The organism is Microbacterium sp. NPDC088619 (genome assembly GCF_044752825.1).
In the GTDB taxonomy this organism is placed as follows: Bacteria; Actinomycetota; Actinomycetes; order Actinomycetales; family Microbacteriaceae; genus Microbacterium.
Genome location: NZ_JBIVLZ010000001.1, coordinates 957640 through 977348, shown reverse-complemented (window position 1 = coordinate 977348; position 19709 = coordinate 957640). Strand labels below are relative to the sequence as shown.

Annotated in this window: 18 protein-coding genes; 9 read left to right on the top strand and 9 right to left on the bottom strand. The window is 67.1% G+C overall.

Going from position 1 to position 19709, the window contains the following annotated elements; genetic code table 11:
• Positions 1–30: 30 nt before the first annotated feature.
• Complete coding sequence (locus tag ACIP5T_RS05060) at positions 31–633, bottom strand: PadR family transcriptional regulator (RefSeq protein ID WP_400861089.1); 603 nt, start codon at positions 631–633, stop codon at positions 31–33.
• A 164-nt stretch (positions 634–797) separates the two neighbouring features.
• On the opposite strand from ACIP5T_RS05060, the gene secA reads away from it, so the two are divergent.
• Together secA and ACIP5T_RS05050 are read left to right on the top strand one after the other, a co-directional pair.
• Positions 798–3605: a preprotein translocase subunit SecA gene (gene secA, locus ACIP5T_RS05055; protein ID WP_400861088.1), complete on the top strand. Its 2808-nt coding sequence runs from the start codon at positions 798–800 to the stop codon at positions 3603–3605.
• Between the two features lie 66 nt (positions 3606–3671).
• Positions 3672–4898, top strand: a complete 1227-nt coding sequence (locus ACIP5T_RS05050) for a pyridoxal phosphate-dependent aminotransferase (protein WP_400861087.1) — start codon at positions 3672–3674, stop codon at positions 4896–4898.
• On the opposite strand, the gene ACIP5T_RS05045 is transcribed toward ACIP5T_RS05050, so the two are convergent.
• Both ACIP5T_RS05045 and ACIP5T_RS05040 read right to left on the bottom strand, forming a co-directional pair.
• Positions 4822–6063, bottom strand: a complete 1242-nt coding sequence (locus tag ACIP5T_RS05045) for a CpaE family protein (RefSeq protein WP_400861085.1) — start codon at positions 6061–6063, stop codon at positions 4822–4824. The two genes, ACIP5T_RS05050 and ACIP5T_RS05045, sit on opposite strands and share 77 nt — an antisense overlap.
• Positions 6060–6680 (bottom strand): hypothetical protein, encoded by a 621-nt coding sequence (locus tag ACIP5T_RS05040; protein WP_400861084.1) that lies wholly within the window; start codon positions 6678–6680, stop codon positions 6060–6062. The genes ACIP5T_RS05045 and ACIP5T_RS05040 overlap by 4 nt, the downstream gene beginning before the upstream one ends.
• Positions 6681–6777: 97 nt before the next feature.
• Between ACIP5T_RS05040 and ACIP5T_RS05035 the strand changes: the two genes are divergently transcribed.
• On the top strand, positions 6778–7056 hold the full coding sequence (locus tag ACIP5T_RS05035; protein ID WP_400861082.1) for a helix-turn-helix domain-containing protein: 279 nt from the start codon (positions 6778–6780) through the stop codon (positions 7054–7056).
• Here the strand turns inward: ACIP5T_RS05035 and ACIP5T_RS05030 are convergent.
• Positions 7044–7652 carry a hypothetical protein gene (locus ACIP5T_RS05030; RefSeq protein ID WP_400861080.1) on the bottom strand — a complete coding sequence of 203 codons (609 nt, stop codon included), beginning with the start codon at positions 7650–7652 and terminating at the stop codon, positions 7044–7046. The genes ACIP5T_RS05035 and ACIP5T_RS05030 overlap by 13 nt on opposite strands.
• 127 nt (positions 7653–7779) lie before the next feature.
• Here ACIP5T_RS05030 and ACIP5T_RS05025 point away from each other — a divergent pair, with 127 nt between their 5' ends.
• Positions 7780–8166 carry an Rv3235 family protein gene (locus tag ACIP5T_RS05025; protein ID WP_181164351.1) on the top strand — a complete coding sequence of 129 codons (387 nt, stop codon included), beginning with the start codon at positions 7780–7782 and terminating at the stop codon, positions 8164–8166.
• A gap of 24 nt (positions 8167–8190) precedes the next feature.
• Positions 8191–9675 carry a sensor histidine kinase gene (locus tag ACIP5T_RS05020; RefSeq protein WP_400861077.1) on the top strand — a complete coding sequence of 495 codons (1485 nt, stop codon included), beginning with the start codon at positions 8191–8193 and terminating at the stop codon, positions 9673–9675.
• 76 nt (positions 9676–9751) lie between these two features.
• Here ACIP5T_RS05020 and ACIP5T_RS05015 read toward each other — a convergent pair whose 3' ends face one another.
• Positions 9752–10000, bottom strand: coding sequence for a WhiB family transcriptional regulator (locus ACIP5T_RS05015; RefSeq protein WP_028503730.1), 249 nt, complete (start codon positions 9998–10000; stop codon positions 9752–9754).
• Between the two features lie 234 nt (positions 10001–10234).
• On the opposite strand from ACIP5T_RS05015, the gene ACIP5T_RS05010 reads away from it, so the two are divergent.
• Complete coding sequence (locus ACIP5T_RS05010; RefSeq protein WP_400861076.1) at positions 10235–10618, top strand: hypothetical protein; 384 nt, start codon at positions 10235–10237, stop codon at positions 10616–10618.
• A gap of 3 nt (positions 10619–10621) precedes the next feature.
• Here the strand turns inward: ACIP5T_RS05010 and bcp are convergent, their stop codons facing one another.
• The 3 genes from bcp to aroA are packed head-to-tail and all read right to left on the bottom strand — an operon-like array spanning position 10622 to position 13497.
• A complete protein-coding gene (gene bcp, locus ACIP5T_RS05005) occupies positions 10622–11095 on the bottom strand; it encodes a thioredoxin-dependent thiol peroxidase (RefSeq protein ID WP_400861074.1) in 474 nt (157 codons plus the stop codon).
• A gap of 9 nt (positions 11096–11104) precedes the next feature.
• On the bottom strand, positions 11105–12175 hold the full coding sequence (rsgA, locus tag ACIP5T_RS05000; RefSeq protein WP_400864601.1) for a ribosome small subunit-dependent GTPase A: 1071 nt from the start codon (positions 12173–12175) through the stop codon (positions 11105–11107).
• A complete protein-coding gene (gene aroA / locus ACIP5T_RS04995) occupies positions 12172–13497 on the bottom strand; it encodes a 3-phosphoshikimate 1-carboxyvinyltransferase (protein ID WP_400861072.1) in 1326 nt (441 codons plus the stop codon). The genes rsgA and aroA overlap by 4 nt, the downstream gene beginning before the upstream one ends.
• Positions 13498–13566: 69 nt before the next feature.
• Here aroA and ACIP5T_RS04990 point away from each other — a divergent pair, with 69 nt between their 5' ends.
• The 3 genes from ACIP5T_RS04990 to ACIP5T_RS04980 all read left to right on the top strand — a co-directional run bounded on the left by ACIP5T_RS04990 (position 13567) and on the right by ACIP5T_RS04980 (position 15837).
• The gene (locus ACIP5T_RS04990) at positions 13567–14229 is read left to right on the top strand and encodes a sigma-70 family RNA polymerase sigma factor (RefSeq protein ID WP_400861070.1); all 663 of its coding nucleotides are present in this window, start codon (positions 13567–13569) and stop codon (positions 14227–14229) included.
• The gene (locus ACIP5T_RS04985) at positions 14226–14471 is read left to right on the top strand and encodes a zf-HC2 domain-containing protein (RefSeq protein WP_042541911.1); all 246 of its coding nucleotides are present in this window, start codon (positions 14226–14228) and stop codon (positions 14469–14471) included. Before ACIP5T_RS04990 ends, ACIP5T_RS04985 begins: the two co-directional genes overlap by 4 nt.
• Before the next feature lie 64 nt (positions 14472–14535).
• A complete protein-coding gene (locus ACIP5T_RS04980; RefSeq protein ID WP_400861068.1) occupies positions 14536–15837 on the top strand; it encodes a GNAT family N-acetyltransferase in 1302 nt (433 codons plus the stop codon).
• 63 nt (positions 15838–15900) lie between these two features.
• On the opposite strand, the gene ACIP5T_RS04975 is transcribed toward ACIP5T_RS04980, so the two are convergent.
• Positions 15901–19584, bottom strand: coding sequence for a multifunctional oxoglutarate decarboxylase/oxoglutarate dehydrogenase thiamine pyrophosphate-binding subunit/dihydrolipoyllysine-residue succinyltransferase subunit (locus tag ACIP5T_RS04975; RefSeq protein ID WP_400861066.1), 3684 nt, complete (start codon positions 19582–19584; stop codon positions 15901–15903).
• Between the last annotated feature and the right edge of the window lie 125 nt (positions 19585–19709).

Below are 19709 nucleotides of genomic sequence, written 5' to 3'. Positions count from 1 at the left end.
GGCTGTGCATACGCTTCGGGCGAACTCCGCTCAGACGAGCGCTGCGACCTCGCCCCTCGCCGGACGTCCGCGCTTCGGCCGCTCGGCCGTCAGCTCGAGGGCGAGCGCGTGCTGGGGATGCTGTGCGAGCCGCGCCTGCACGTGTTCGAGCCAGCGGAGCTCGGCCTCCGCGGTGAAGATCATCGAATCGACGACGAGCGACCGTGCGAGCCCTTGGGGGCTGTCGTCCTCGCGCGATTCCCTCGCCGTGGCGAGCTCGCCGAGATGCTCCTTCGACGCCGCGCGCTGGGCCGCGATCAGGCGGGTCGCATCCACGCCCGGAAGCGTCACCGCGACGGCCAGCTTGATCGCGAGCTCGTCGCGCACGGCCCGGCTCCGAGCGACGGGCGACGCCAGCCACCGGTCGACCTCGAACGCACCGGCGTCGGTGATCTCCCAGTACACATGGCCCTGTGGATCGGGTGCTCCACGCTCGACCAGCCCGTCGCGCTCGAGGCGCTCGAGCGTGTTGTAGATCTGACCGACGTTGAGTGGCCAGACCGAGCCCGTGCGCCGGTCGAACTCGTGGCGCAGCTGGTACCCGTAGCAGGGGCCCTGCGCGAGGATCGCGAGCAGACTCTGTCGGACCGACATGTGGACCTCCCGGTGTCGTGGATCAATATATACATACTCGGAAACTCCACGGCGGCACGCCATGCAGACGACGCGCAGGTCACGGACGGGTAACATGGCAAGGTATGCCTGGCACGCGCCCGACAAGCGGCGCCGCCGGAACCATCGACAGGGAGATGACATCTGTGGCGAATCCTCTTGAGAAGCTGCTGCGCGCGGGAGAAGGGCGGGTCATCCGCCGCCTGAACCAGGTGGTCAAGGCCGTGAACGCGCTGGAAGAGGACATCTCCAAGCTCACGGACGACGAACTGCGCAACGAGACCGTCGAGCTGCGCGAGCGGTTCGCGAAGGGCGAGTCGCTCGATCAGCTCATGCCCGAGGCGTTCGCCGCGGTGCGTGAGGCGGCGAAGCGCACGCTCGGAATGCGCGCGTACGACGTGCAGATCATGGGTGGTGCCGCACTTCATCTCGGCAACATCGCCGAGATGAAGACCGGTGAGGGAAAGACCCTGGTCGCCACGTTCCCGGCCTACCTGAACGCGATCGCAGGCGAAGGCGTCCATGTGATCACGGTCAACGACTTCCTCGCGAGCTACCAGGCTGAGCTGATGGGCCGCGTGTACCGGGCGCTCGGCATGTCCACCGGCATCATCGTGTCCGGGCAGACTCCGGCCGTGCGCCGCGAGCAGTACGCGTCCGACATCACCTATGGCACGAACAACGAGTTCGGTTTCGACTACCTCCGCGACAACATGGCGTGGCGCAAGGAAGACCTCGTTCAGCGAGAGCACTACTTCGCGATCGTCGACGAGGTCGACTCGATCCTCATCGACGAGGCGCGTACGCCGCTGATCATCTCGGGCCCGTCATCGGGCGAGGCCAACCGCTGGTTCGCCGAGTTCGCGAAGATCGCCCGCACCCTCGAGGCCGGCGTCGACTACGAGGTCGACGAGAAGAAGCGCACGGTCGGCGTGCTCGAACCCGGCATCGAGAAGGTCGAGGACTACCTCGGCATCGACAACCTGTACGAGTCCGCGAACACTCCGCTGATCTCGTTCCTCAACAACTCGATCAAGGCCCTCGCGCTGTTCAAGAAGGACACCGACTACGTCGTCATGAACGACGAGGTCATGATCGTCGACGAGCACACCGGTCGCATCCTCGTCGGGCGCCGCTACAACGAGGGCATCCACCAGGCCATCGAGGCCAAGGAGGCCGTGCCGGTCAAGGCCGAGAATCAGACTCTCGCGACGGTCACGCTGCAGAACTACTTCCGTCTCTACGACAAGCTCGCCGGCATGACGGGTACTGCCGAGACCGAGGCGGCGGAGTTCATGTCGACCTACAAGCTCGGTGTCATCCCCATCCCGACGAACCGCCCGATGGTCCGCAAGGACCAGTCGGATCTCGTCTACAAGAACGAGACCGCGAAGTTCGCTCAGGTTGTCGAAGACATCGCGGAGCGCCACTCGAACGGCCAGCCGGTGCTCGTGGGCACCGTGAGCGTCGAGAAGAGCGAGTACCTCTCTCGACTGCTCGCCAAGAAGGGCGTCAAGCACGAGGTCCTCAACGCGAAGAACCACGCGCGTGAGGCCGAGATCGTGGCACGCGCGGGCCGCCTCGGCGCCGTGACCGTTGCGACGAACATGGCCGGTCGTGGAACTGACATCATGCTCGGCGGCAACGCGGAGTTCCTCGCCGTGCAGGAGCTCAAGGGCAAGGGCCTCGACCCAGTCGAGACGCCCGAGGAATACGAGATCGCGTGGGACGAGACCTACGAGGCGATGAAGGCGATCGTGTCCGAGGAGGCCGAGAAGGTCATCGAGGCCGGTGGCCTCTACGTCCTGGGTACCGAGCGCCACGAGTCGCGTCGAATCGACAACCAGCTGCGAGGCCGTTCCGGTCGTCAGGGCGACCCCGGCGAGAGCCGCTTCTACCTGAGCCTCACCGACGACCTGATGCGTCTGTTCCAGTCGGGTGCCGCCGAGGCGATTCTGGCTCGCACCAACTTCCCCGACGACGTCCCGATCGAGTCGGGCCTCGTGTCGCGCGCCATCCGCAGCGCTCAGTCGCAGGTGGAGTCCCGCAACGCGGAGATGCGCAAGAACGTCCTCAAGTACGATGACGTCCTGAACCGCCAGCGTGAGGCGATCTACGCCGACCGTCGTCACATCCTGCAGGGCGACGACATCGCCGACCGGGTCCAGCACTTCATCGAAGACGCGATCAGCGGCGTCGTGCGCGACCACACGGGTGAGGGACACAACGAGAGCTGGGACTTCGACGCACTCTGGACCGAGCTCAAGACGCTCTATCCGGTCAGCGTGACGATCGACGAGGTCGTGTCCGAGGCCGCCGGTCGCAAGGGCGGGATCACCGCCGACGGTCTGACCCGCGAACTGCTGTCGGACGCGAAGATCGCCTATGAGACCCGCGAGGAGTCGCTCGGAGAAGCGGCCACCCGCGAGCTCGAGCGTCGTGTCGTGCTCCAGGTGCTCGACCGTCGCTGGCGCGATCACCTCTACGAGATGGACTACCTCAAGGACGGCATCGGTCTTCGTGCGATGGCGCAGCGCGACCCGCTCATCGAGTACCAGCGTGAGGGGTACGCGATGTTCCAGTCGATGATGGGCCAGATCAAGGAGGAGTCCGTCGGGTACCTCTACAACCTCGAGGTCGAGGTCCGTCGGGCAGGCGACTCGCAGACCGCCGAGGTCGAGGCGAAGGGCCTCGCTGAAGGCGGGGGAGATCAGCACCTCGAATACTCGGCGGCGAACGATGCCGGCGAGGTCGAGGTGCGCGACGACCGCGGGCAGGTTCAGCAGGCGGCGACCGAGAAGCTCCGCCAGGCTGCTGCAGCGCGTCAGGCGCCGGCCGAACAGGCCGAACCCGAGGAGGCTCCGCGCGGAGCGTTCGGACAGCGTACAGAGGCACCGGCAGCACCTGCCGGCAACCGTGAGCAGCGCCGCGCGCAGAGCAAGAAGAAGAAGTAGCGCGACGTCGATGAAGGGCCGGTCCGGGTGGATCGGCCCTTCTTCGCGTCATTGTAGGCTTGCGCAATGACACCAACGCGCCACTTCGACCAGTCGTCGAAGCTCAAGAACGTCCTGTACGAGATCCGTGGAAACACGCTCGTCGAGGCGGCGCGGCTCGAGGCCGAGGGCCACCGGATCCTCAAGCTCAATACGGGCAACCCCGCCATCTTCGGCTTCGAAGCTCCCCACCAGATCGTGCACGACATGCTCGCGGCGCTTCCGACCGCTCACGGGTACAGCGACAGCAAGGGGATCATCTCTGCGCGCCGCGCCGTGGTCAGCCGGTACGAGGAGATTCCGGGATTCCCACGATTCGATCCGGAAGACGTCTTCCTCGGCAACGGCGTCTCCGAGCTCATCACGATGACGATGCAGGCACTCCTCGACGAGGGGGATGAGGTGCTCATCCCCGCACCGGATTATCCGCTGTGGACCGCCATGACGAGTCTGGCTGACGGCACCCCCGTGCACTATCTCTGCGACGAGGACAACGGGTGGCAGCCCGACCTCGAGGACATCCGCTCCAAGATCACTCCTCGGACCAAGGCCCTCGTGATCATCAACCCCAACAACCCGACCGGGGTCGTCTACTCCCGAGAGGTGCTCGAGGGGATGGTGCAGATCGCGAGAGAGAACCAGCTGCTGCTGCTCTCCGACGAGATCTACGACCGCATCCTGTTCGACGGCGCGGTGCACATCCCGACGGCCACGTTGGCGCCCGACCTCCTGTGCCTGACCTTCAACGGCCTCTCGAAGACATATCGGGTCGCCGGATTCCGCTCCGGGTGGCTCGTGATCACCGGCCCCCAGGGCCACGCGAAGGGCTTCCTCGAGGGGATCAACCTGCTCGCGTCCACGCGCCTCTGCCCGAATGTGCCTGCGCAGTATGCGGTGCAGGCGGCTCTCGGTGGCGTGCAGTCGATCGATGCGCTGATCGCTCCGACCGGACGCCTGCACGAGCAGCGCGACATCGCATGGGAAGGGCTGGAATCGATCCCCGGCGTCTCCTGCGTCAAACCCGTCGGTGCCCTGTATGCCTTCCCCCGTCTCGACCCGAACGTCCACGAGATCAGGGATGATGCGAAGCTGGTCTACGACCTGTTGGTGTCCGAGCACATCCTTCTCGTGCAGGGGACGGGCTTCAACTGGCCGACGCCGGATCACCTCAGGCTGGTCACGCTCCCCGAGCCCCGCGTGCTCGCAGAAGCCGTCGAGCGCCTCGGGAACTTCCTCTCGAGCTACCGCCAGTAGGCGGCTCGTACGCCGTAGATGCGTAGGCCTCTGCGATGCGGCGAACACCGGCGACCAGGGTCGAACGCGGCGTGACGTCTGCCATCGGCCGGGCGTGCAGCAGAGCGGAGTCAGCGGCGCGCTGGTCGAATGGCAGGAACTCGACGTCGGTGATGCCCGCGAACCGCTCGAGAGTGCGCCGGATCTGACCGCGTGCGTCGATGCCCAGCGGGCCGGGTCGGACCCGGTTCACGACGACCCTGATGGGGATGGGGGCCGTGAGCCGTCTGAGTTCGGCGTGCTCTCTCACGAAGCGACTGATGCCGAGGGGATCCGCCGACGCGACCGCGATGACCGCATCCGCCTCCTGCAGCGCCGCGACCGTGGCCGCGTGGCGGCGCGGGCCGGTGAGGTCGTAGGTCGCTTCGTCGTCGGCGTCGAACGCACTCGCAACATCGACGACGGTCTCCTCTGCCCAGCTGCGGCAGGCGCGCAGAGTCGTCTGCAGACGACTCGCTCCGAGTTCCGGCCAGCGTCCAGGACGATTGATGCCGCCGAGGACCTCTATCTCTCCAGCGCTCGTCTCGAGGATCGTGGCCATCCTCGTGAGCTCGGCTGAGTCGAGTGCGCCTAGTTCTGCGCGTCGGCATGCGGCGGCGATACCCGGCGCGTCGTCGCTGAGTCCCAGAAGCAGTGCGAGAGACGGTGCGACGGTGTCGGCATCCACCAGAGCGGTGCGTCGGCCCGTCCGGGAGAGTTCGACGGCGAGCTGGATCGCGATCGTCGATCTCCCGGGGGCGCCGGAGGGACCCCACACGACCGTGAGGCGATGCGGAGGTGATGCCGCACGCTCGACGGTGTTCGGGATGTCGGCGGTCAGCGCTGCTGCGACCTCCCAGCCGCTCGCATCCGCCGGGAGGGCCGCGATGAGTCCGTAGCGTCCGAGCAGCCTGCTGTCGCCGTCGCCGAGTGGCATGATCCGCACGCCGGCTCTGTCGCACTCGGCCACGAGTTCGGTTGTCAGGACCGCGCGGGTGGCGGCGACGATGGCGGCGTCGATGCCCTCGGGCAGAGGGAGGACTCTGCTCGGTGGCACGATGGAGACCACGCTGATGCCCTCCATCTCGAGCTCGTCGGCCAAGCCGCGCGCACGGGCTTCCGGGACGGCGATGATCACCGAAGTCACGAGGTCGAACCGATCGGCACGACGGAGAGCACCGAGCCGCCGGTGATCGCGGCCAGCACGTCGGCGACATCCGCTCGGTCGATGACAACCTCCGCGGTGGTGCCTTCGGCGGTGAGCATTCCCTCGGTCTTCGTGACCGACGCGACAGTCGCGTCGGCCACGAGGATACGTGGCGGACCCTGGCCGCTGCCGTCGTCGACCGGCGGCGAGTGCCATAGCTCGATCACGCTCCCCGCGGCGACACCTGCGGGGATACCCGTGCTGCTCTCCACCACGATCGTGGTCGTCCTGTTCGCGTCGCCGTCTTCGGCAGCAGCTGTCGCCATGAGCTCTCCTTCGAAGACAGTGCGGGACGCGATCTGGCCGGTGCGCAGTTCCTGCGGTGCCAGGTAGCGATCCGTGACTGTTCCGAGTCCGACCTCGACCACCTGGAAGTCGCTTGCGATGAGGGCTTCACCGAGAGCGATCGTGCGCGTCGCCTGAAGCACCGGAGTCGTGGTGCCGGAGGTGGAGACGACGGCCCAGACGCCGCCGATCGAAAGCGCGACCACCGCGATGCCGATCAGGAACCGCGCGTCACCCCAGAAGGCGCGGCGGGAACGGACGAACTTGCTCATGCCGACATGGTCACAGAAATCGGCGCAGCTGCTCGAGACTTATCCACAGCATCGGATCGGCGCTGGCGCTCCTGCGCGGCAGGGGGAGAATGGGGGCATGCTTCATTCCTCACAGCCCACTCAGGGCTTCCTCGCGCCGGCGCAGGTGGCGGAGCTGCTGAGCATCGAGGTGCACGAGGTCATCGAACTCGTCTACGAGGGACGTCTGCGCGGGTGCCAGCTCGGCGCCCCTGCCAGATGGCGCATCGAGGAATCGAGCCTTTCGGAGTACCTCGCCGAGCAGTCGGAAGAGGCCAGGCGGATGGCATTGTGGCGGCAGGCGAATGAGGCGAGTTTCCCGGAGGTCTGGGGTGCTTCCCGCCGTCACAGCATCTGATCTCCGACGGTCTGCACCGAGGTCACGGCAGAGAACGGGATGATCTGAAAGCTGCGCACCGCTGAGGCGGTCCGTGCCTCTCCCGGATCGTGCAGAGCGAGGTCCAGATGATCTGCTCCGGCCCTGTCGATCGTCCCGTGCATCTCGGAGCCGTCGACGCTGACGATCCTCACCGGGACCCGCCGCCGGGCGAGATCACGCAGGACGAATCCGAGCGACATGCGCTCCCGGAGCGCGGGCACGGCGTCGTCCTCTTCCAGGCTGGACAGCAGCAGGCCGTGATCCACGGTGAGCCCGCGCACCGCGTGCAAGGGAACGATCAGCGTCGACCGCTTGGCCGCCGATTCCTCGGCCTGGGCGATCGTCGTGGCGACCCAATCGGCGCCGAGCGTGTTGAGCCGGGCGCGAACGCGTCTTCCGTGCGGTAGGTCGATCGTCGTCGGAGCGGCTGAGGCGCAGAGCACCCTGAGACGGGTACGAAGCTCGAGCCTCGAGATGCGCAATCGCTCGGATTCGGCATCCAGTGCAGCGCGCTCGCTCTCCCACTCCGAGGCGAGCTGGCCTTCGAGGTCTTCGAACAGTCGATCCCAGTGCACGCGCCCCACCGTAAGTGATGTCCCGGCGGGCATGTACGAGTTATCCACATACATCCCGAACACGGCCCGAACGGCGACTGGGCGCATGCTCTACTTGGCGCAGTCTTCCCGATGGAGAGTGCCTCAGATGATGCTTCACGAGTACTTCGCACCACAGCCGACGCCGCGTGCCGAGCTGCCGGATCCGCATCCGCTGCTGCGGAGCCTGACGCAGGGCGTCCTCGAGGTGCTCGCGGGAGTCAGAGAGGTCGATCAGCTCGCCCGCTGGTTCAATGAAGACGCGTACCGGAGCCTGGTGACGCGAGCGAACCTCTCGGCGAGGGCGCGCAGTGCGAGGGGGGTCTCGCCTGCGCGCCCGACCTTCGAGATCCTGTCGATCCGCGTGACAGAGCCTGTCGACGGGAAGGTCGAAGCAGTCGTCGTCGTCGCCGGGCCGGGACGCACCCGAGCGGTCGCGATCCGGCTCGAGGGACTCGACCGCCGCTGGCGTGCGACGTCGCTGGCCGTTCTCTGAGCCCGCGCGCTCTAGGCTGGTGGGGTGTCAACGCTCAGCGACCTCGCCAATGCCCAGGGCCGTCTTGCCGACAACGATGTCGAGTGGCTGCACCGACTCGCCGGTGACGGTCAGCTTCTCGCGGACCTCGCTTCGGCGGACATCGTGGTCTGGATCGAGACCGACGACGGATCCTTCGTCGCCGTCGCGCACGCCCGTCCGAGTGGAGCGGCGACGCTGTTCTATCGGGACATCGTCGGCGAGCGGGTGCGTCCTCAGTGGCGCACGCAGGTGCAGGGGGCATTCGATTCGGCGAAGATCGTCGACTCGTCGTCGCCGGATTGGTTCGAAGAGACCCCGACACGTGTCAGAGCGGTGCCGATCGTCAACGAACGCCGCGGCGGTGAGCACCAGGCCATGGTCATCGGCGTCGTGACCCGCCACACGAACCTCGGCGAGGCTCGGACGCCGTCTCGGCAGCAGATCACGTTCGACGAGTGCGCCAACGACATCTTCCGCATGATCGCCGACGGCAGCTTCCCGGATCCGGCCGCTCCGACGTCGCCGCGCCGCGGTGCTCCGCGCGCGTCCGACGGCCTGATCCGCATCGATGTCGACGGGATCACGACGTTCGCAAGCCCGAACGCCCTGTCCGCGTTCAATCGCATGGGTTTCGATGATGAACTCGAGGGCGAATCACTCGCCGAGGTCACCACGAGGCTTGTGCCGCCGTCTCGACAGGTCGACGAGTCGCTGCCCGTCGTCGTCACCGGACGCGCGCCATGGCGGACCGACATCGAAGCGCGCGGCGTGACGGTGTCGCTGCGGGCGATTCCGCTCAAGGATCACGGAACCCGCATCGGTGCCATCCTGCTGTGCCGGGATGTGTCAGAGCTGCGCCACCAGGAGCAGGAGCTCATCACCAAGGATGCGACGATCCGCGAGATCCACCACCGAGTCAAGAACAATCTGCAGACGGTCGCGTCGCTGCTTCGCATCCAGGCGCGTCGTACGCACTCCGATGAGGCACGCGATGCGCTGACCCAGGCGATGAGACGGGTCGACTCGATCGCCGTCGTGCATGACACCCTGGCGCAGGGTCTGACGCAGAAGGTCGACTTCGACGAGGTGTTCCATCGGGTCCTCAAGCTCGTGGCTGAAGTCGCGTCGGCGCCGAACACCCGCGCGCGCACTCGGTCGACCGGCCGCTTCGGCGTTCTCCCGAGTGAGTATGCGACACCGCTGGCGCTCGCTCTCACCGAGGTCGTCACGAATGCCGTGGAGCACGGTCTCGCCGGGCAGGAGGGCATGGTCACCATCGATGCTGCGCGCACCGAGGAGAATCTGCGCGTCACCGTGCATGACACCGGCAAGGGGCTGCCGGAGGGGCGGATCGGCCAGGGGTTGGGAACGCAGATCATCCGCACCCTCATCCAAGGCGAGCTCGGCGGATCGATCGAGTGGCGGGGGAGCGAGGGCGAGGGAACCGAGGTCGTCATCGACATCCCGCTTCGCTGGCTGACGAACTAGACGAAACAATCGGCCGCAGTGTCGAGCGGACACACAGAAGCGGCCCGAGACATCGTCTCGGGCCGCTTCTGTTCGTTCAGGAGGCGCGGCGTGCGCGAGCGGCGCGGCGCTTGAGGGCACGGCGCTCATCTTCGGAGAGGCCGCCCCAGACGCCCGAGTCCTGGCTGGACTCGAGGGCGTACTGCAGGCAGATCTCGGTCACCGTGCAGGTGGCGCAGACGGTCTTCGCCTTCTCGATCTGGTCGACGGCCGGGCCGGTGTTCCCGACTGGGAAGAACAGCTCGGGGTCGACAGTCAGGCAGGCGGCCTTATCGCGCCAGTCCATGGGGGCTCCTCGGTGTGGTTTTTCAGAAATCGACGCATTGCGACGACTCGGATTTCGGGTGCAGATCGGGTTCAGCTACCCTGTATGAGATACGGACGGATGCCCGCTTTTGTGATGCGGGCGACGAGCCCGCCCCACGCCGCTGTGGGAGCACATGACGCTGTCTATTCTGTTACATGAAACCGGCGAAATCAAGGGTTTCAGCCGTTCTCATTCGATTCTCAGGAGACAACAGTGCGCTCACCCGGCCTCGCTCTGGCGGCCGCCGCGGTCCTCGCGGCAGAGGGTGCTGCGCTGATCGTCTTCGCCCTCATCGAACTCGTCGGGCTCGGCGCGGGCGATGCCGCATCGCTGCCGACTGCGCTCGCCCTCATCGTGCTGACGCTCGTCGGCGCTGTCGCACTCATCGCCTTCGCCGTCGGGACCAGGAAGGGCCATTCCTGGGCGCGCTCAGGCGGCGTCGTCTTCCAGGTGCTCGTTATCGCGCTCGCGCTCGCTTCGCTGACCCTGCAGCCGATCAGCTGGGCGTTCACCGTCGGAGTCGGTCTGCCGGCGCTGCTGTGCTTCGCGCTGCTGATCGCGAGCACACGCGCTGAGAACGAGCGCCCGGCGGAGTGACTCTCAGGCGTCGATGCCGAGCAGCTTGCGCAGACGCGCGACGTGCCCTGTCGCCTTGACGTTGTACTGAGCGAGGGTGATCGTGCCCTGCTCGTCGAGCACGAAGGTCGAGCGGATGACACCCTCTACGACCTTGCCGTAATTCATCTTCTCGCCCCAGACGCCGTATGCGGTGTGCACGGCGTGGTCCGGGTCGCTGAGAAGGGTGAAGGTCAGGCCGTCCCGCTCGCCGAACTCGGCGAGCTTCGCTGGCTCGTCGCGCGAAACCCCGATCACCCGATATCCGGCGCCCTCGAGCGACGAGATGCTGTCACGGAAATCGCAGGCCTGCGTCGTGCAGCCGGGCGTCATGGCGGCCGGGTAGAAATACAACACCGTCTTCCGGCCGTGCAGATCCTCGAGTCGGACGGTCGCGCCGTCTTGATCGAGGAGGGCGAAGTCGGGGGCAGCGGATCCGGGTTCCAGGCGCACAGTCACGGATCCAGCCTACCGGCCGGGCGCCTGCTCCGCCTTGTCGGCAAAGGTCTGCAGCAGCCTCTGCAGCGAGTCCAGGCGAGCTCGCCCTGTCTCGCTCAGCTCGCCGTTCTCGGCCGCTTCGATGAGCGCGCAATCCGGAGCATCCACGAGGTGCGTGCATCCGCGCGGGCACTTCTCGGCGATCTCCGCCAGCTCGGTGAAGGCGGCGAGGATGTTCGCGGGGTTCACGTGCCCCAGCCCGAAGGATCGGACGCCGGGGGTGTCGATCACCCAGCCGTTGCCCTCCTCGCTGACGTAGCGCAGCGAGACGGTCGAGGACGAGGTGTGCCGGCCACGGCCGGTGACCTGGTTGACGTGACCCGTCGCGCGCAGAGCGCTGGGCACCAGAGCGTTCACGAGCGTCGACTTGCCCACACCGGAGTGCCCGACGAAGACCGTGGAGTGCCCCACGAGTGCCGCGCCGATCTCGTCGACGGGCATCTCGTCCTGCGCGCTGGTGAAGACGCGCAGATCGAGTCCGTCGAAATGCGACAGGAACGCGCTGGGGTCTGCCAGGTCCGTCTTCGTGACGACGAGGAGCGGACGTACACCCGCATCCAATGCGGCCACGAGGTAGCGGTCGACCAGGCGGGCACGCGGCTCGGGGTCTGCGGCGGCGACGACGACGAGCATCTGGTCGGCGTTCGCGACGATCACCCGCTCGACCTGGTCGGTGTCGTCGGCGCTGCGCCGAAGCAGGGACGTACGGTCGGCGATGCCGATGATCCGCCCCAGAGTGCCGTCTTCGCCCGAGATGTCACCGACGACCTTGGCGAGATCACCGGTGACGATCGGGTTCCGGCGGAGTTCCCGCGCCCGCGCGGCGGTGATCATGCGCTCGTCAGGCGTGTCCTCATCGATCAGCACCGAGTACCTACCCCGGTCGACCCCGAGGACGCGACCGATCTGCGCGTCGTCGTGAGCCGGGCGTCGCTTGGTTCGAGGGCGGTTGGCCTTCGGGTTCGGGCGCGTGCGGATGCTGCTCTCGTCGAAGTCCTCGAAGCCGTCGTCGAGGTCGTCGGAGTCGTCGAGCCAGCTCACGAGGATGCGCCCCGCAGCATTCGCTCCCACAGGAGGGTGAACTCCGGAAGAGTCTTGGAGGTGGTGCCGATGTCGTCGATCTCCACGCCGGGGACGCGAAGGCCGATGAGGGCGCCCGTCGTGGCCATCCGATGGTCGTGGTGCGCGGCCCACGAGCCACCGCGCAGCTGTCGCGGAATGATGCGCAGGCCGTCGGAGAGCTCTTCCGCTTCGCCACCGAGAGCGCGGACGTTCCCGACGAGAGCGGCGATGCGATCGGTCTCGTGGAGCCGGATGTGACCGATACCGCGGATCGTGGTGGGGCCGGACGCGAACGCCGCCAGCCCGACCAGCGTCGGGGTCAGCTCGCTCGCCGCGGACAGATCCATGTCGAGCCCGCGGATCTCGGATCCCGCGCGCACCGTCAGAGTGCCGCTGTGTCGGCCGACATGCGCGCCCATCGCCTGCAGGATCTCGGGAAGCAGGGCGCCGGGTTGCGTGGAGTGCACGGGCCACCCCGGCACCGACACAGCGCCCCCCGTGACCAGTGCGGCTGCGAGGAACGGAGCGGCGTTCGAGAGATCGGGCTCGATGGCGATCTCCTTGGCGCGAGGCACGCCCGCCTCGACGAGCCACTCACCCGTTGCGGGTCGCTCGATCCGGATGCCGCGTCGGCTCAGGGCTTCGATGGTCATGTCGATGTGAGGAAGGCTCGGCAGATGTTCGCCGGTGTGCACAAGGTGCAGACCCACGTCGAACCGCGGGGCGGCGAGCAGCAGTCCCGAGACGAACTGGCTGGATGCCGAGGCATCGATCTCGACGCGCCCACCGCGGATGCGACCGTGGCCGCGGACGGTGAACGGCAGTGCCCACGTGCCCTCATCGTCGATGTCGACTCCGAGGTCGCGCAGCGCGCTGATCAGTCCGCCCATCGGCCGGTGCAGGGCCGTCTCGTGAGCTGTGAGGTGAACATCGTGCTGGGCGAGGCCCGCCAGCGGCGCGATGAAGCGCATCACGGTGCCGGCCTGACCGCAGTCGATCGTGGTGCCGCCCGCGAGCTTGGCGGGAGTGATCGCCAGGTCGGGACCGAACTCTCCGTCGCCGTCGATCTCTTCGATTCCGACGCCCAGGGCGCGAAGCGCGTCGATCATGCGGCGCGAGTCATCGGAGTGCAGGGGAGCGATGAGTCTGCCCGGTCCGTCGGCGATCGCGGCGATGATGAGTTCGCGATTGGTGAGCGATTTCGATCCCGGGATCGTCACGGTCGCATGAACGGCTGAGGTGCTGGTCGGCGCGACGTAGACGCCCTGGACAGGGGAGGGGGAATACCTGTTGGCGCTCATCGGTTCCCACCTTAGTAAACGCGAGTGTCCGCATGATCGAATATGGGCGCACGCCGAGAAGGAGAGAGCATGCTCGCAACGCTGGAACGCGAGTCCGTCGACCTCACCCGCCTAGACTGGCCGGTGATGGATGACACGGCAACCGCAGAGACGGTCAGCGACCCTCGGCGCGAATTCGAGGAACAGGCGATCCCCTTCATGGATCAGCTCTACGCCGCGGCGATGCGCATGACGCGCAACCCGGCTGACGCTGCTGATCTCGTGCAGGAGACGTTCGTCAAGGCTTACGGGTCCTGGGCGACGTTCTCGCAGGGCACGAACCTGAAGGCGTGGCTGTATCGCATCCTGACCAACACGTACATCAACATCTACCGCAAGAAGCAGCGAGAGCCGTTCCAGGGCACGATCGACGAGCTCGAGGACTGGCAGATGGGCGGTGCCGAGTCGACCACCGCTTCGCACAGCCGTTCGGCCGAGGCGGAAGCCATCGACCACATGCCCGCATCGGTCGTCAAGGATGCGTTGCAGGCCGTTCCCGAGGACTTCAGGTTGGCGGTGTACCTCGCGGATGTGGAGGGCTTCGCCTATCAGGAGATCGCGGACATCATGAAGACACCCATCGGCACCGTGATGAGCCGTCTGCATCGAGGCAGGCGGATGCTGCGGGAGCTGCTGGCCGACTACGCCGTGGAGCGGGGAATCTCCGCGGCCGACCCGAGGAGCACGAAATGACCGACTGCGGCTGCGACAAGGCCCGCAAGGATCTCGAGGAGTACCTCCGCAACGAGGTGTGCAACACGGAGCACACCGAGATCCGCGAGCATCTCGAGAACTGCCCGTCCTGCCGGGATGAAGCGCTCGTGGCGACGACCCTCACCGAGGTCGTGGCGCGCGCGTGCAAGGAGACGGCGCCCGAAGAGCTGCGCGACCAGGTCTTCGCTCGACTGCGTGAGGTTCAGGCCGCGCAGCACTGACAGTCGTCGGGCCGCCGTCGGTGCCCCGGATCGTGCTGTCGTCGTTCGCCCGTAGGGTGGAAGCATGACCGTCATCGATTCACGCGACATCCCTGCCGACCCGACCTCCGCCGAGCGCCTGGCCGCAGAAGCGCTGGTCTACCGCGTGGTCGATACCGCGGACGGTGCTCAGTCTGAGAGCTTCCAGCGGGCGATGACCCGAGGATTCCTGGGCGCAGAACCGACACCTGAGGTGCTCGCCTCCGGCCGGTCGGCGTTCGAATCCCGACGCAACATCGGCGTCTACGACGCTGCAGCGACGGACGCTCCGCCCGTCGCCACGATCGACTCATGGGTCACCCCGATGGCGCTGCCCGGCGGCGGCGAGCTGCCGATGTGGGCGATCAGCGGAGTCACGGTGTCGGCGACGCATCGTCGCCGCGGCATAGCGAGGGCGCTCCTCGAAGGAGAGCTGCGCGCAGCGGCAGCGGCAGGAGTGTCGATCGCGGGGTTGACCGTCTCGGAAGCGACGATCTACGGCCGGTACGGATTCGGCTCGGCATTGCACATGTCGCGCTTCGCGGTCGACACCCGTCGGGCGGGTTGGGCCGGACCCGCATCGGGAGGTCGCGTCGAGTACGTCGACCGCGACACGCTCGCCGCCGAACTGGGGTCGGTGCATGATCGTGTCCGAGGTCATCGCGGCGGACAGATCCCTGGATGGTCCTCGCGATGGACCGGCATCGCGGGATTGTCCCCGAGCGACACCGACCGCGATCAGGTGCGCGGCATCCGCTTCAGAGATGCCGACGGCGAGGTGCGCGGGGCGATGGCCTTCACGCTCAGCGAGCGGAGCGGATCCTTCCGATTCGCACTGAACGTGCGCCTGCTCGTCGCCGAGACTCCCGAGGCGACCGCGGCTCTGTGGGGGTTCGCGTTGCAGCACGATCTCGTCGACGAGGTCACGGCCGACCTGCGCCCGCTCGACGATGCGCTTCCGTGGCTTGTAAGAGACCCCCGCGGTGTCACTCAGACCGTGCACGACCACGGCTGGCTGCGACTTCTCGATCTGCCCACGGCTCTGACGGCCAGAACCTACTCCGCGCAGATCGATGCAGTGCTCCGCGTTCGCGATCCGCTCGGATTCGCGTCCGGTGACTGGCGTCTGCGTGTCGATCAGGCAGGGAAGGCATCTGTCGACTCCGTCGAGGACGTGGCCGTGGACGCCGAGCTCGACGTCTCAGCGCTCTCGATCCTGTTCGCCGGGGGAGTGCGGGCGTCCACGCTGCGCGCGGCGGGCCGGATCGACGCGGACTCGACCGTCGTCGACGCCCTGGATCGCGCGTTCGTCTCGTTCCCCGCGCCGGCCCTCGACATCTGGTACTGAACACGCAGCGCAGAAAGGGGCGCCTCGACCGATGTCGAGGCGCCCCTTTCGCTTCAGGTCGGATCAGCCGATCGTCAGCGCGTCGCGCAGGAGCTTCGCCTGTTCGGCCGCGTGCACCTTGGACGAGCCCGTCGCAGGCGATGCCGACGCGGGACGCGACACCGGACGGAAGCTGCGGTCACCGGGGACATCGGCGAACGCGAGCGCCAGGAACGGCCACGCTCCCTGGTTCTCCGGCTCTTCCTGCACCCACACCAGCTCGGCGTTCGGGTACGAGTCGGTGATGGCCTTCAGTCCGTCGATCGGTGTCGGATACAGCTGCTCGAGGCGCACGAGCGCGACCTCCGGGTTCGGGTTCTTCTCGAGCTCGGCCTTCAGATCCCAGTGGACCTTGCCCGAGTGCACGAGCACCCTCTTCACCGCAGTGCGGTCGAGATCGCGGCTGTCGTCGAGAACGGGCTCGAAACGGCCCTGCGTGAAAGCCTCGACCGGGCTCGTCGCTCCGCGCAGACGCAGCATGGCCTTCGGCGTGAAGACGATGAGCGGCTTGCGGGGACGGGCGTACGCCTGACGGCGCAGCAGGTGGAAGTACGACGCGGGCGACGAGGGGCGCGCGACGATCATGTTCTCCTGCGCGCACATCTGGAGGAAGCGCTCGATGCGGGAGGACGAGTGGTCCGGTCCCTGACCTTCGTAGCCGTGGGGGAGGAGCAGCGTGACGCTGGACTGCTGTCCCCACTTCTGCTCGGCCGCGGAGATGTACTCGTCGATGACCGTCTGGGCGCCGTTGACGAAGTCGCCGAACTGGGCTTCCCACAGGACGAGAGCCTCAGGCGCCTCGACGGAGTAGCCGTACTCGAAGCCGAGGGCCGCGTACTCGCTCAGGAGCGAGTCGTAGACGAAGAAACGACCCTGGGACTCGGAGAGATTCGACAGCGGCAGCCACTCCTGGCCATTCGCGCGATCGTGCAGAGTCGCGTGACGCTGCACGAACGTGCCGCGTCGCGAGTCCTGCCCCGCGAGACGCACCGGCGTGCCCTCGACGAGGAGCGAACCGAAGGCGAGCAGCTCGCCGAAGCCCCAGTCGATGTTGCCGTTGCGGCTCATGTCGAGACGCTTCTCGAGCTGCTGCTGCAGCTTGGGGTGAACGGTGAAGCCCTCGGGCTTGTTCACGAACGCGTCGCCGATGAGCTGGATGACCTCGTTCGAGACTCCCGTGATCTCAGGGGCGCCGACCTGCTCGTCCGCGGGCGGGAGGTCCGGAGCGACCTGATTGGCGCCGGTCTCGGCGGCGTGGGTCTCGGCGAAGGCGATCTCCAGACGGTTCTGGAAGTCGGCCTTGGCCTCGTCGTACTCCTCTTCGGTGATGTCACCACGACCGACGAGCGACTCGGTGTAGAGCTTGCGCACCGATCGCTTCGCCTGGATCAGGTCGGTCATCAGCGGCTGGGTCATCGAGGGATCGTCGCCCTCGTTGTGCCCGCGGCGGCGGTAGCAGACGAGATCGATGACGACGTCGCGGTGGAACCGCTCGCGGTATTCGAAAGCGAGCTGCGCGACATGGATGACGGCCTCGGGGTCGTCGCCGTTCACATGGAAAACCGGCGCCTGGATCGTCTTCGCGACATCGGTCGCGTACACCGAGCTGCGCGAGTCGTTGGGGAGGGTCGTGAAGCCGACCTGGTTGTTGACGACGACGTGGATCGTGCCGCCGGTGCGGTATCCGCGCAGCTGAGACATCTGCAGCGTCTCGACGACCACGCCCTGACCGGCGAACGCCGCGTCACCGTGCACCAGGATCGGCAGCCAGGCGAACGTGCCGATCGGCTTGCGGTCCTGCTTGGCGCGGACGATGCCCTCGAGGACGCCGTCGACCGTCTCGAGGTGAGACGGGTTGGCGGCGAGGTAGACCGGGAGCTCGGAGCCGTCGTCGGCGACGAAGGTGCCCTCGGTGCCGAGGTGGTACTTCACGTCGCCGGAGCCGCGCTGGTTGCCCGGGGTCTGCGTGCCCTCGAACTCCTGGAACACGTGGCCGTAGGTCTTGCCGGCGATGTTCGTCAGGACGTTCAGGCGACCGCGGTGCGCCATGCCGATCGCTGCACCCTCGAGGCCGGCGGTGGCCGCACCCTGGAGGATCTCGTCGAGCAGCGGGACGAGAGACTCGCCGCCCTCGAGTGAGAATCGCTTCTGGCCGACGAACTTGGTCTGCAGGAAGGTCTCGAACGCCTCGGCCTCGTTGAGCTTGCGGAGGACGCGCAGCTGCTCGTCGTGGCCGGGCTTCTGGTACTTGACCTCGACCTTCTCCTGGAACCAGCGACGCTGCTCCGGGTCCTGGATATGCATGTACTCGATGCCGAGCGTGCGGCAGTAGGAGTCGCGCAGTACACCGAGGATGTCGCGGAGCTTCGCGACCCGACGGCCGCCGAACCCGCCCGTGACGAACTCGCGGTCGAGGTCCCAGAAGGTGAGTCCGTGGCTCTCGATCTCGAGGTCGGGGTGCGAGCGCTGGACGTACTCGAGCGGGTCGATGTCGGCCATCAGGTGTCCGCGCACGCGGAACGAGTTGATGAGCTCCTGCACGCGGGACTGCTTGTCGACGCGCTCGGCGAGGTCCACCGCGATGTCGGGGTTCCAGCGGATCGGCGAGTAGGGGATGCGCAGAGCGGCGAAGATGTCGTCGTAGAAGCCGCGCTGCCCGATCAGCAGCTCGTGCACCTTCTTGAGGAACTCTCCGGAACCGGCACCCTGGATGACACGGTGGTCGTACGTGCTCGTCAGCGTGATCGTCTTGCCGATCGCGAGCTCGTTGAGCGTCTTCTCGCTCGCGCCCTGGAACTCCGCCGGGTACTCGAGCGCACCGGCGCCGATGATGCAGCCCTGCCCCTTCATGAGGCGGGGGACGGAATGCACCGTGCCGATGCCTCCCGGGTTGGTCAGCGACACGGTGGTGCCCTGGAAGTCGGCGGCCGTGAGCTTGTTGTTGCGGGCGCGCGTGACGAGGTCCTCGTAGGCGACGAGGTACTCGCTGAACGACAGTGTGTCGGCACGCTTGATGCTGGGGACCATCAGAGCGCGCGTGCCGTCGGGCTTCGGCAGGTCGATGGCGATGCCGAGGTTCACGTGCGCAGGTGCCACGACCGAGGGCTTGCCGTCGATCTCGGCATAGAACACGTTCTGACTGCGGAACTCGTCGAGCGTGCGGATGAGCGCCCAGCCGATGAGGTGGGTGAAGCTGATCTTGCCGCCGCGGGTGCGGGCCATGTGGTTGTTGATGACGATGCGGTTGTCGATCATCAGCTTCGCGGGCACCGTGCGGACGCTGGTCGCGGTGGGGACGGTCAGGGACTCGTCCATGTTCGCGGCGAGGGTCTTGGGCAGACCGCGGAGCGGAGTGACCTTGTCCTCTTCGACGGGCTCCGCCGACTCCGGTGCCTCGGCCTTCGCCGCGGGCTTCGGGGCCTGCGCCGGAATCGGCGCCGCGGCGGCCGGCTTGGTCGTGGTCCGCGCCACGGGCTGTGCGCCGATGACGGGGATGGGGGCGGTCACCGGATGCGCGGGCTGCTCGGCAGCAGGCGCGGGAGTCGCGGCGCCGGTGGCGGCATCCGACTGGTACTTCTCGAGGATGGGCCACCACTCCTTGTCGACGGAGTCGCGGTTCACCTTGTACTGCTCGTAGAGCTCTTCCACGAGCCAGGAATTGGCTCCGAACCCCCCGTCGCCCCCGACGCCGGTCACCTGGTTCGACACGCTCGATCGCCCTCTTTCATCGCTGAAGTCCACGTATGCACAGCAGGACGCGTGATGCGTCCGGGCCCGCACACTCTCGACTTCCAAGCCTAACGTGTTTCCTCGTGCATTCGTCGAAGGCATGC